10 protein-coding genes are annotated in these 11,984 nt (G+C 56.0%); 5 read left to right on the forward strand and 5 right to left on the reverse strand.

The window, feature by feature from the left end; all coding sequences use genetic code 11:
- Window positions 1-11 precede the first annotated feature (11 nt).
- Both N1030_RS06965 and pgl read left to right on the forward strand, forming a co-directional pair.
- Window positions 12-419 (forward strand): OsmC family protein, encoded by a 408-nt coding sequence (locus N1030_RS06965; protein WP_265828520.1) that lies wholly within the window; start codon window positions 12-14, stop codon window positions 417-419.
- A 384-nt stretch (window positions 420-803) separates the two neighbouring features.
- Window positions 804-1,538: a 6-phosphogluconolactonase gene (gene pgl, locus N1030_RS06970; RefSeq protein WP_265828521.1), complete on the forward strand. Its 735-nt coding sequence runs from the start codon at window positions 804-806 to the stop codon at window positions 1,536-1,538.
- A 429-nt stretch (window positions 1,539-1,967) separates the two neighbouring features.
- Here the strand turns inward: pgl and N1030_RS06975 are convergent, their stop codons facing one another.
- A complete protein-coding gene (locus N1030_RS06975; RefSeq protein ID WP_265828522.1) occupies window positions 1,968-2,597 on the reverse strand; it encodes a YigZ family protein in 630 nt (209 codons plus the stop codon).
- A 180-nt stretch (window positions 2,598-2,777) separates the two neighbouring features.
- Here N1030_RS06975 and N1030_RS06980 point away from each other — a divergent pair, with 180 nt between their 5' ends.
- Both N1030_RS06980 and N1030_RS06985 read left to right on the forward strand, forming a co-directional pair.
- The gene (locus N1030_RS06980; protein WP_265828523.1) at window positions 2,778-5,123 is read left to right on the forward strand and encodes a type IA DNA topoisomerase; all 2,346 of its coding nucleotides are present in this window, start codon (window positions 2,778-2,780) and stop codon (window positions 5,121-5,123) included.
- 145 nt (window positions 5,124-5,268) lie between these two features.
- Complete coding sequence (locus N1030_RS06985; RefSeq protein ID WP_265828525.1) at window positions 5,269-5,766, forward strand: rubrerythrin family protein; 498 nt, start codon at window positions 5,269-5,271, stop codon at window positions 5,764-5,766.
- Window positions 5,767-5,898: 132 nt separating this feature from the next.
- On the opposite strand, the gene N1030_RS06990 is transcribed toward N1030_RS06985, so the two are convergent.
- The 4 genes from N1030_RS06990 to argF form a co-directional block, all read right to left on the reverse strand.
- The gene (locus N1030_RS06990; protein WP_265828526.1) at window positions 5,899-6,162 is read right to left on the reverse strand and encodes an RNA recognition motif domain-containing protein; all 264 of its coding nucleotides are present in this window, start codon (window positions 6,160-6,162) and stop codon (window positions 5,899-5,901) included.
- Between the two features lie 328 nt (window positions 6,163-6,490).
- The gene (argH, locus tag N1030_RS06995) at window positions 6,491-7,870 is read right to left on the reverse strand and encodes an argininosuccinate lyase (protein ID WP_265828527.1); all 1,380 of its coding nucleotides are present in this window, start codon (window positions 7,868-7,870) and stop codon (window positions 6,491-6,493) included.
- A 256-nt stretch (window positions 7,871-8,126) separates the two neighbouring features.
- A complete protein-coding gene (locus N1030_RS07000) occupies window positions 8,127-9,323 on the reverse strand; it encodes an argininosuccinate synthase (protein ID WP_265828528.1) in 1,197 nt (398 codons plus the stop codon).
- A gap of 71 nt (window positions 9,324-9,394) precedes the next feature.
- The gene (argF, locus tag N1030_RS07005) at window positions 9,395-10,294 is read right to left on the reverse strand and encodes an ornithine carbamoyltransferase (protein WP_265828529.1); all 900 of its coding nucleotides are present in this window, start codon (window positions 10,292-10,294) and stop codon (window positions 9,395-9,397) included.
- Window positions 10,295-10,666: 372 nt separating this feature from the next.
- On the opposite strand from argF, the gene N1030_RS07010 reads away from it, so the two are divergent.
- Window positions 10,667-11,848 carry a glycosyltransferase family 4 protein gene (locus N1030_RS07010; RefSeq protein ID WP_265828530.1) on the forward strand — a complete coding sequence of 394 codons (1,182 nt, stop codon included), beginning with the start codon at window positions 10,667-10,669 and terminating at the stop codon, window positions 11,846-11,848.
- Window positions 11,849-11,984: the final 136 nt, after the last annotated feature.

An 11,984-nucleotide genomic window follows, 5' to 3' on the forward strand; every position in this document is an offset into this window, starting at 1 on the left:
CAGGATTCCTGATGAGCAACACCATTCTCGATGTCACCTACGAAGGCGGCATGAAGGTCGCCGCAACCATCCGCAACTTCACCGTACACACGGACCAGAAGGAAAAGCAGGGAGGAGAAGATAGCGCCCCCACTCCCTTTGAACTCTTCTTTGCCGCCCTCGCCACCTGTGCGGGGGTGTATGCCAAGCGTTTCTGCGACAAGAAAAACATCTCCGTGGACGGCATAGCCATCTCCATGGAATGCGAATTCGATCCTGATCCGAAGAAGTACCGGGCCCAGAAGATCACCACCTCCATCACCGTGCCCGCCGACTTCCCCGAGAACTTTGAAACAGCGCTCATCCGCACCGTGGAAGGTTGCGCCGTTAAAAAACAGATTCTGGAACCGCCGGTATTCGAAGTGCGGATTCAGCGCTAAGCCGTAAGGCAGCATCAAAGACAAAGCCCGCCGCAAGGACGGGCTTTTTTATTTTCTCATCATTACAGCACGATAGACAATAATAATTTCCACCACCGAGCACTCGCAAAGACGCCCCCGGTGGCGGGAGCGCCTTACCCAAAAGCTGCTTTCTGCTCCGAAGCCAACTCCGGCAAACCGCAGCATGCTCCCTGTAGAAGCCAGCTAACGCAACCGCTACCTGCCCGCGAAATAATCAGACCTCACCGCATTGCCCAGCCTGCAGCCCACTTTGAGCATTTCACGTATTCACACCCGCTGTAGATTGTGGCATGCTTTCGCCGTATTACCTATAACCCGATCAAATGCAGCGCGTCCCTGCGGGACGCTTCAGGAGTTTTCCATATGCCCACTTCCACCCAACTTTCTCTGCACGTGGCCGAGAATCCGGAAACCCTTGCACGCCTTGCAGCCAAACTGGTCATCGAACGCTGCCAAAAGGCCATTGCCGAACGGGGAACCTTCACAATCGCCCTCTCCGGCGGCAAAACCCCCACCCTGCTGTTCCAACTGCTTGCAACCCCCGAGTTCCAGAAAAGTCTGCCGTGGGAAAAAGTGCTCTTCTATTGGGTGGATGAACGCTGCGTAGACCCCGACCACTCCGACAGCAACTACCGCGTTGCCCGCGACGAGCTGCTGCAAAAAGTGGAAGCCACCAAGTTTTACCGCATGCGAGGCGAACTGGACCCCGAAGAGGCCGCCCAAGCCTACGAACGTCTGCTCCGCCAGCATTTCGAACTTGGAGCTGGCGAACTGCCCCGTTTCGACTGCATCCTCCTCGGCATGGGGGCTGATGGCCATGTGGCCTCCCTCTTCCCCGAAGAAGAAGGGATCAACATCAAGGACCGCCTCGTCATTGACCAGCGAATCAGCAAACTCAAGAGCGACAGGCTCACCCTGACCCTGCCCGTATTGAATAACGCCCGTTGCTGCATATTCATGGTGCAGGGCAAGGAGAAGCATGAAGTACTGGCAAAGGCCCTGAATATTCTCGGCTCTCCCGACCTGCCTGCCCAAAAGGTGAAACCCGTAAACGGCGAACTGATCTGGGTTGTGGATGAGGATGCACGTCAGGGCTAACGGCACCCAAAAAACAACGCACATTGCCGAAAATGCAATGGCAGTCCAACAAAACAAGAAAGGCCGACACGCAAGTGTCGGCCTTTCAGACTAATGGCGAGTTTTTTTTACATATTTCTTTTTCATAAACCGTCAGACGAAGTTGCACGACTGGCAGTAAAAACAAGCAACAATCTGTTTGTAATCCTTACAATTATATTACAGAAGAATGCCCCACCACAAACTCTTATCATCCCTGGCTCTTGCAGGCCCGACTACCGGTAGAAAAATCGCCCCCTACGCAAGATGCAATCCTTTTCCGACCGCTGTCACGGCATGACGGAGTCTCATTTTTCTGGACTTCGTTGGCCGCCGACTGACAGAAAAACCGACACCCGCGTTTCGGCTGTCTTGTTTTTGCAGACTAGGAATGATTCCCGCACGTAACAGCTAGTCCCCCCCTTCATTCAACAACTCCACAAGTACGGTACCGTTGGTCATCTCCTCAAGAGCACGCTGCAATCCCTCAGCTCTCTCTTCCGGCATTTCCAGCAGATAGCGAACATCCACCGTGAACGATTCCTCCAGCACCACAGCCTCATAGTCAGGCAGCAGGCGCTTGAACAGGGTAACGGCGCTGTAGTCCAGCACTACCTCCATCCGTACGGGCACAATACGCTCCCGTACCGGCAGGGTATCCAGCCCCGCCTTCACCATTCCTGCATACGCCCGTACCAGTCCGCCGGTCCCCAGTTTGATCCCGCCAAAATACCGCGTCACTACGCAGGCAACCTCACCCACAGACGCATGCAGCAACACGTTCAGCATAGGCCTGCCTGCCGTTCCGTGCGGCTCGCCGTCATCGCTCATGCCCACCTGAGCCGTGCTCCCGGGAGGACCGGCCTGAAACGCCCAGCAGTTATGGGTCGCATCCGGGTGCTCTACCCTGATGCGCTCAATGAACTCCCGTGCCGCCTCGGTGGATGAGGCATGGGCCATTGTGGTGATAAACCGGCTTTTCTTGATCATCTCCTCCACCCTGTGGAACGAGGAGTCCGGTATGAAGTAACGTGCGGTCATGCTGGCTGGATAGCGGCAGGCAGGCGCAAGGTCAACACACTGTTGAGAAAAGCCATGCCGGAGCCAGCAATGCCATAAGCGCAATGCCGCACGAAACACACCTCACCCGGCGCCGGATCAGGAAGCCCGACACAAGGCCGAGTTGACCAAATCCCGCATTCGGCCTACATCCTCGGCAACATGTCCAAAACGCTCATCATCGCAGAAAAACCGTCAGTCGCGCGGGAAATAGCCCCCCTCGTCAACGCCACCGGCCGCAGGGACGGCTATATTGAAGGCCCCACACATCTGGTCAGCTGGGCAGTCGGCCACCTTGTGGGCATTGCCGAACCTGAAGACCAGCATGAGGTATGGAAAGGCAAGTGGACGCTGGATCAGTTGCCCATCATACCGCCCAAGTTCAAGCTTGCCGTCCTCGCTGAAGGCCGCAAGCAGTTTGCCGTGCTGAACAGACTGCTGAATCTGGACGACGTGGACACCGTCATCAACGCGACGGACGCCGGTCGCGAAGGGGAACTCATCTTCCGCCGCATCTATCTGATGGCGGAATGCTCCAAGCCCGTAAAACGCTTCTGGGCCAGTGACATGACCGAAGAAGGGCTGAAAAAAAGCCTGAACAAGTTGCTGCCGGACAGCAACAAACGCAACCTCGGCCTTGCATCCTTTGCCCGCGCCGAAGCCGACTGGCTCATCGGTATGAACTTCTCCCGGATTTTCACCATCAAGGCCAACAGCCTTGTCTCCGTTGGTCGAGTACAGACGCCGGTGCTCAAACTGCTGGCAGACAGACGCCGCGACGTTGAGCACTTCGTCCCCCAGAACTACTGGACGGTAGAAGGATCTTTCGGCAAGCCCAACGCCCCGGCAGACGAGCAGGAACCGCCCTTTGCCGCCACGTGGCACCGGCCGCCCGATCTGGATGAAACACGCATCAGCAAGGAAGAGCAGGCCAACCGAATTGCCAGCGAGTGCGAAGGCAAAGACGGCGTTGTGGAGAGCACCACAAGCCGCAAGGGTACCACAAAACCGCCCCTGCCCTTTGACCTGACCACCCTGCAACGCGAGGCCAACACCCGCTTCGGCTATTCGGCCAAGGATACTCTGACCATCGCGCAAGCTCTTTACGAACAGAAAAAGCTGCTCACCTACCCCAGAACCGATTCACGGCACCTGACCAAAGAGCTCTTTGCCGAGATTCTGAACTACTTCAGGGCCATCTATCATCTTTATCCGGATGAGACCGTACCTGCCGTTGAACGCGTACGTGAAGGCAAAAAATTTCCCTGCGTGGACGACAAGAAAGTCACGGACCACCACGCCATCATTCCCACGGCAAACAAGGCGGACCTTGACCGGTTGTCCGGCGAGGAACGCAACATTTACGACATGGTCTGCCGTCGCTTCATTGCCGCATTCAGCATGGAAGCCACATTTTCCGCATCCACGGTGCACATCGTGGTGGAAGACCACACCTTCATTGCCAAGGGAAAGGTCTTCAAGGACCGAGGATGGTTACAAGTGGAACCGTGGCGCGCAGCCGAAGACAACCCCCTGCCCGCCCTGCGCAAGGGCAGCAAAGTCAGCACTGAGGCCGTTAATGCCGTTCGCCGCCAGACAAAGGCTCCCGCGCATTTCACAGACGCGTCCCTGCTTGCCGCCATGGAAACTGCGGGCAAGTTCGTGGAAGATGATGAACTGCGTAACGCCATGAAGGAACGGGGACTCGGTACGCCTGCCACCCGCGCACAAATCATTGAAACACTGCTGTCGCGCGGCTACGTAAACAAAGATGGTAAGAAGCTGATCTGCAGCGACAGAGGGCTTGAAGTCGCGGACATCGTCTCCGCACTGCTTCCCGAAGTCTCTTCGCCGGAAATGACAGGCCAGTGGGAAAAGAAGCTCAAAGACATTGAGGCCGCACAATACACCTACCCCGACTTCATGCGCGAGATACGCACCATGGTCAGCCGTGGTGTGGGCCACATCAAGGGACGCAATGTCACATCCCTGATCGTGGCAACCAAGGCCCGTTCCCTGCCGGTACGTGAACCTGACGGCAACTGCCCCCTGTGCGGCGGCGAGATCATGGAACGCGAAAAAGGCTACAGCTGTTCCCGCTGGAAACGCGAAGACGGTGGCTGCCTCTTTGTCATCTGGAAAAGCATGTTCGGACGTGAGCTGCCGGAAGAGATTGTCCGTGAGCTGCTTGCCACAGGACGCACGGCGCAACCTCTGGACTTTGTTTCCAAAGCCGGAAAGCCTTACTCCGCCCGCCTTGTTCTGGAGGAAGGACAGGTGAAACCGGAGTTTGTCAACGACCGGCCTTATGGACAACAAACAGCGAACTACCGCGAGGAGTCTGATGCAGCTCCGTTACAGAATCCTGAACAGGCATTAGACGGAGAAGGAGCAGAGACCGGTAGGCAGGCAGACGATCCGCTACCCCAGCCGGAAGCCCCGACAGTAACCCCGGAAGATGGCTTGCCCGAGGAAGATACCGCCCCCTCGCAGGACAAAGAAATGTGAGTTTACGAAGAATTATTAGATTTTTCATTTTTTGCTTTACATCGAAACCAGTTTTCTCTAAATAATAATTATTCCTATTAAGGAGAGGCCGCACGGCCAACTCATATACTTTGAACAGACAATTTTATTTAAGGAGAAAAAATCGATGAGTAAGACTCTTGCCAATCTGATGGAAGCTTTTGCAGGTGAATCCCAGGCCAACCGCAAGTACCTCGCATACGCAAAGCAGGCTGAAAAGGAAGGATTCCCCCAGGTCGCAAAGCTGTTCCGTGCTGCTGCAGACGCAGAAACCATCCACGCCCACGGCCATCTGCGTAACGCTGGCAAGATTGGCGACACGATTTCCAACCTCAAGGACGCCATTGCGGGTGAAACCCATGAATTCAAGAACATGTACCCCCAGATGATCGCTGAAGCTGAAGCCGAAGGCGAAAAGGTGGCAGCCCGTTATTTCGGCTTTGCCAACAAGGCTGAGCAGGTTCATGCGGAACTGTACAGCAAGATGCTTGAATCTCTGGATAACCCCAAGGACGTAGATTACTACAACTGCTCCGTATGCGGTTACACCAATGAGGGCGAATTCACCGAAGGCAAGTGCCCCATCTGCGGTGCTGCAGCCAAGGCCTTCTACAAGGTCGACTAGTCCCTCCTCCCGGCCAGTCGATACAGACGGTAGCCTGACAGGTACAAACAAGCCCCCGCTCTTTCGGAACGGGGGCTTTTGCTTGCATAAAAAAAGCCCGCCTTACGGCGGGCTTTCTGTCAACTGGACGTCCTAGTAACGGGGACGACGCTCACGGGGCTGAGCTTCGTTCACACGAAGATCGCGGCCCTGGAAGTTCTGGCCGTTCAGAGCTTCAATAGCCTGAAGGGCGTCTGCATTTTCCATCTCAACAAAACCGAAACCGCGGGAACGGCCGGTTTCACGGTCTTCAATAACCTTGGCGGACAGAACGCTGCCGTAGTCGGAGAACAGGGAACGGAGGTCGTCGTCGGTTGCGGACCAGGACAGGTTGCCAACATAGATGTTCTTGGACATAGCCTAAAAACTCCAGATAAAATAATAAATTGTACAAAGTGTACCGCAGCCTGTCCGAACCCTGTAGATCTCTGAAAGGAAGCCCAAGTGTCTTCAAGGATGCCGTAACACGAACGGTAGCGCCGCTCTCCCCACACACGGAGAAGGGGAATCCGCTCTTCCAAACATTTCCCCACTAGCTGAGTTTTCCAAAAAGTGTCAATACGTTTATCCTATCTTTATGATTATTTTTTCTAACAATTCCGCTCGTAAATAAAATAAGGCTTAACCGATCATCAAAAAGAAACCCCGCCGGAGCGGGGTTTCATACTTTTTATAAAAGCTTGGCTTATGCAAGCCAGTCGGTCAGTTCGGCCAGCTGGGCCTTCACGGAGTCAGGCCCTGTACCGCCCTGTGTCTTGCGGCGCGCCACGGCAGCCTCATAGGCCAGCACTGTGTACACGTCTTCGGTGATAAGCTCTGAAACAGTCTGGAATTCCTCAACGGTCAGGTCTTCCAGCGCCTTGTTTCTGTCTTCTGCCAAGGCAACCGCCGCACCGGTAATGTGGTGCGCCTCACGGAAGGGAACACCCTTGCCCACCAGATAGTCTGCAAGCTCTGTGGCATTCAGGAAGCCGGAACGCATCACATTGGCCATGCGCTGCGTGTTGAAGCGCAATTCAGAAAGCATGCCCGCCATGAGTGCAAGGGAGTTGGAAACGGTCTTATCCGCATCCATGAAGGGTTCCTTGTCTTCCTGCAGGTCACGGTTGTAGGTCATGGGCAGCCCCTTCACCGTGGTGAGCAGAGTTGTCAGAGCGCCGTACACGCGGCCGACCTTGCCACGCATGATTTCCGCCACATCGGGATTCTTCTTCTGCGGCATGATGCTGGAGCCGGTTGCGTAGGCATCCGGCAGATAAATATAACCGAAGTTGGGGTTGGCCCAGATGATGAGCTCTTCGCAGAAACGGGACAGGTGCGCCATGATGAGCGAACCGCAGAACATGGCTTCAAGCGCGAAGTCGCGATCGGAAACAGCGTCCATGGAGTTACGGAACGTGCCGAACATGCCCAGCTCCTCCGCCACGGATGCCGGATCAAGCGGATAGGTGGTACCTGCGAGCGCGGCAGCGCCAAGCGGACAAACGCGCGTACGCTTGTCGCAATCGGCAATGCGGTCATAATCCCGGCGCAGCATCCATGCATAGGCCAGCAGATGATGGCCCAGCGACACGGGCTGTGCGGGCTGCATGTGAGTGCATCCGGGCAGCAGCGTGTCCACATGCTGCTCTGCCTGCCTGACCAGCTCGGCGATCACGGAACGCACCAGTTCCTGCCACTCACGGATGGCATCGGACACGTACAGACGAAAATCCAGCGCCACCTGATCGTTACGGGAACGACCGGTGTGCAGGCGCTTGCCCGCATCGCCCACCAGTTCGGAAAGGCGGCTTTCGATGTTCATGTGCACGTCTTCCATCTCTCTGCGCCAGACGAACGCGCCGGATTCAATCTCTTCCTGAATCTGCGTGAGACCGGAAACGATCTTGTCCGCATCGTCCTGCGAGATGACGCCCTGACGTGCCAGCATGCGGGCATGAGCCTTGGAGCCTGCGATATCCTGACGGTACATCAGTCTGTCGTAAGAGACGGACTGGGTGTACTCTTCCACAAGGGCCGCTGTCTTCTGGCGGAAGCGTCCGCCCCACATCTTCTTTTCTGCCATGTCTGTTCCGTATTGTGCTGCAGTATGGAAACCGTGCCATTGGCGGCCAGAGGACCAGCCGCTCCTTTGGAAACTCCCGCAGGTGCAAACGCCGCATCCGCGAAAAGCCCGAAAGGTTCCCGATACAATTCTTCCTTCAATGCCAACAGTGGGGTAACGCGGCACATATGCCACGCTACCCCACCTGTATAACCTATTCTTCAGACGCTGGTAAGCCGTAACCGGCTCCCGACGGCAACACCGCCGGAATCTGAAACTACTTCTTGTAGCCGAGCAGGCGCAGGCCCTGCAGACGGATGAAGCCTGCGGCGTCTGCCTGGTTGTACACCTCGTCCTCTTCAAAGGTAGCGAGGTCTGCACGGTACAGGGAGAAGGGAGACTTGCGACCCACGGGGACCACATTGCCCTTGTAGAGCTTCAGACGCACGGTCCCGGTAACGTTCTTCTGGGTCTCGTCAATGAGCTTCTGCAGGGCTTCACGCTCGGGAGCGAACCAGAATCCGTTGTACACGCACTCGGAGTAACGGGTAATCAGGGAATCGCGAAGATGCATGGATTCGCGGTCAAGGCAGATGCCTTCGAGATCGCGATGGGCAATATGCATGATGGTGCCGCCGGGGGTTTCATACACGCCACGGGACTTGATGCCCACGAAACGGTTTTCCACCATGTCCAGACGGCCGATGCCGTGCTTGCCGCCCAGCGTGTTCAGCGCCTTCATCATCTCGGCGGGGCTGAGCTTTTCTCCATTCAGGGCAACCGGATCGCCCTGCAGGTATTCAAGCTCGATGTATTCGGGCGCATCAGGAGCCTGCTCGATCGGAACAGACATGATGTAAGAGCCTTCCAGCGGTTCACTCCACGGATCTTCCAGTTCGCCTCCCTCAAAGGAGCAGTGCAGCATGTTGCGGTCCATGCTGTAGAGCTTGCGGGAAGCGGCAACGGGCAGCGGAATGCCATGCTGCTGGGCGAAGTTGGTCAGGTCGGTACGGGAACGGAAATTCCATTCACGCCACGGAGCAATCATCTTCAGCTTGGGATCAAGAGCCATGGAGGCCAGCTCGAAACGCACCTGATCGTTCCCCTTGCCGGTGGCGCCATGGGCAATGGCCTGTGCACCTTCGGCATGGGCAATCTCAACAAGGCGCTTTGCAATGAGCGGACGGGCAATGGAGGTACCCAGCAGATAACGGCCTTCGTACACGACGTTGGCGCGCATCATGGGGAAGATGAAATCGCGGGCGAACTCTTCACGCAGGTCTTCCACGTAGGCGCGGGAAGCCCCGGTGGCAAGAGCCTTTTCATCCACACCGTCAAGATCCTCTTCCTGACCGAGGTCGGCGGTAAGGGTAACCACTTCGCAGTTATAGGTAAGGGCGATCCACTTGAGGATCACAGACGTATCAAGCCCGCCGGAATAGGCGAGCACGACCTTTTTGATATCCTTGCTCATCGTTGTTCCTTGTATGCACTCAATCTATGCGGGCATGAATCCCGCGTACGAACCGGATCGCGTTGCGAACGCTATGAGAAAATCCATTCGAGAATGGCTTTCTGCATGTGCAGACGGTTTTCCGCCTGATCGAAAACTATGGATGCTTCGCTCTCAAAGACTTCCTCGCTCACTTCCTCGCCGCGGTGTGCGGGCAGGCAGTGCATGAACTTGGCGCCCTTGGCAGCGTACTTCATCATATTGCTGTCTATCATGTAGCCGGCAAAAGCCTTTTCACGACGGGCCTGTTCAGCTTCCTGTCCCATGGATGCCCACACATCGGTATTCACGAAGTGAGCACCTTCAATGGCCTCTTTGGGATCATGGGTGCAGTAAATCTTGGCACCGGCCTGCAGGGCAAATCCGAGCATGTTCCTGTCAGGCTCGTATCCGGCAGGGAAGGCCATGAACAACTCGAAGGGGAAATACATGGCGGCTTCAATCCAGGAATTTGCCATATTGTTGCCGTCGCCTATCCACGCCACACGAATATTGCTGAAATCAGGGTTCTGCTCGTAGATGGTGAGCAGGTCGCTCATCACCTGACAGGGATGCCCCTGATCGGTCAGGGCGTTGATAACCGGAATGCTGCCGTAGCGGACGAGTTCTTCGATCTTCTCCTGCCCGAAGGTGCGCACGATCATGCAGTCATTGTAGCGGGAAAGCACGCGTGCGGTATCCTTGAGCGGCTCGCTGCGGCCAAGCTGGCTCTCGGCAGGGGTCATGAAAATGGTCTTGGCGCCAAGGTGATGCAGCGCCGTCTCAAAAGACACCCTGGTTCGGGTTGAGGCTTTCTCGAACAACAGGATGGCGGATTTACCTGCCATCAAGTCGCTGCGATGGTCCGTATCCTTCATTTCCTTGGCGCGGGCAATCAGCCTGTGCGCGTTTTCACAGCCCAGATCTCTGATTCTCGTGAAATGCTTTGTCATTCGGGAAAACCTCTCAGTATGTCGTACATCGCGTACGCTTCATGAAAAGTGTGTTCATAGGCCCAAATGTCCATATTTGTAAACCCGCCGCAAGGGTTTGAAAGGGCTTTTTTTTCCATCAGATGTTTCGCGTTTGCATACCTTCGCACATTCCTGATACAGAAAATGCAATACTACCGACGGATAAGCGCCTCGCCGTTGACTGAGACGGCCCTGTGCACGTAAGGCATGGGCGGCTCGATCCGATAAGCAGAACAGGAAACGTGCAACACTTCATACCGGCGGAGCCGTCCCCCCTCACCGGCATGACCGTTCCTTCAGGTTTCCTTATTCTTTAAAAACACACCAGAAACACGGGGACAGATGGCAGCCATGCAACAAACGACGCGCCCGCCTGTGGCGCTGTTCATAAAAACCTTCTCCCGCTACGGCGGGGTGGAGCAATTCTGCTACCGCTTCAACGAATTCCTCATCAGCAGGGGCTATCCTGTCACGGTCTTCTGCGGTGAAGACAAAACCGATGAAGCCGCGGCGGGCAAACCACGCACCGAGGTCGTGGAAGTGGGCATGTGGCGCCCCGGACGTTTTCTCAAGCACTTCAGCCTGTTTCACAAAATGAAATCGCGCCTTGCCCAATTGCCAAAGGGAACGGTCTCCTTCTGCTTCGGCAATTTTGCGGGCTGCACCATATACCGTTCCGGCGGGCCGCACCTTGATTTTCTGGCCCGCAGCATGCGCGCCCAGCGCAACCCGCTACGCAAGCTTTCCAAGCTCATCGTACGTTTTTTCTCACCCATCAACTGGCTCATGCCCATGCTGGATCTTTCCGTGTATCCGCATCCGGACACGCGCTGCATTCTCGCCATTTCCAACAAGGTACGGCAGGCCGTGGAAACCCATTTTCCCGGTACCCACGGGAAGATTGCCGTCATTCCCAACGGAGTGAACACGGCGCGCTTCAACCCGGACAAGTTCAATGAGCTGCGCCATGACGCCCGCATATGGTACTCCCTGCACGAAGGACAGAAAGCCATAGGCTTCTGCTCAACCAACTTCGAACTGAAGGGACTGGACCGGCTCATCAAGGCGCTCACCCTGCTGCCCCCGGAATACATGCTTATTGCCGCAGGCGGGCGCAATCACACCAAGTACATCGAATACGCCCGTTCCCTCGACGTACACGAACGCATCATATTCCCCGGCAAGGTGGACGACATGCCCCAATTCTATGCGGCACTGGATGTCTTCTGCCACCCCTCGTTCTACGACACCTTCGGTAGCGTGGTAGCGGAAGCTCTTGCCATGGGCGTGCCCACGGTAACCACGGAAGACGTCGGCGCCTGCGACCTCATCAAAAACGGCGAGAACGGCATTGTGGTCAACGACCCCACGCCGGAGGAATTAAGTCAGGCCATTCTGAACCTACAGCAGGTTCCGGCTGGCCAGCCGTTCAACTGCGTGCAGGATGATGCGGAAGTGTTTGAACGCTATCTGGCCCTGATAGAACGGGCAGCCCACAATAGGAAAACGGCAAGCGCGGAACAGCAGGGCTGAGCCCCACGGGACCAGCATGACATGTTGACGCATAGCTGCAAGTATGTTGAAACCCCGCTACAATACTGTAGCCATCCCCTGTCATTGCATTCGCGACAGGGAGCCAAAAAATCCACAAGCCCCTTTTACCGGACTC

This window comes from Desulfovibrio mangrovi, assembly GCF_026230175.1.
GTDB lineage: Bacteria > Desulfobacterota > Desulfovibrionia > Desulfovibrionales > Desulfovibrionaceae > Halodesulfovibrio > Halodesulfovibrio mangrovi.

Excerpts from the sequence above, each read along its gene's own strand:
- N1030_RS06965 (WP_265828520.1), top strand. The coding sequence starts at position 12 with ATGAGCAACACCATTCTCGATGTCACCTACGAAGGCGGCATGAAGGTC.
- N1030_RS07010 (WP_265828530.1), top strand. The coding sequence starts at position 10,667 with ATGCAACAAACGACGCGCCCGCCTGTGGCGCTGTTCATAAAAACCTTC.
- pgl (WP_265828521.1), top strand. The coding sequence starts at position 804 with ATGCCCACTTCCACCCAACTTTCTCTGCACGTGGCCGAGAATCCGGAA.
- N1030_RS06990 (WP_265828526.1), bottom strand. The coding sequence starts at position 6,162 with ATGTCCAAGAACATCTATGTTGGCAACCTGTCCTGGTCCGCAACCGAC.
- argH (WP_265828527.1), bottom strand. The coding sequence starts at position 7,870 with ATGGCAGAAAAGAAGATGTGGGGCGGACGCTTCCGCCAGAAGACAGCG.
- N1030_RS06975 (WP_265828522.1), bottom strand. The coding sequence starts at position 2,597 with ATGACCGCACGTTACTTCATACCGGACTCCTCGTTCCACAGGGTGGAG.
- argF (WP_265828529.1), bottom strand. The coding sequence starts at position 10,294 with ATGACAAAGCATTTCACGAGAATCAGAGATCTGGGCTGTGAAAACGCG.
- N1030_RS06980 (WP_265828523.1), top strand. The coding sequence starts at position 2,778 with ATGTCCAAAACGCTCATCATCGCAGAAAAACCGTCAGTCGCGCGGGAA.
- N1030_RS06985 (WP_265828525.1), top strand. The coding sequence starts at position 5,269 with ATGAGTAAGACTCTTGCCAATCTGATGGAAGCTTTTGCAGGTGAATCC.
- N1030_RS07000 (WP_265828528.1), bottom strand. The coding sequence starts at position 9,323 with ATGAGCAAGGATATCAAAAAGGTCGTGCTCGCCTATTCCGGCGGGCTT.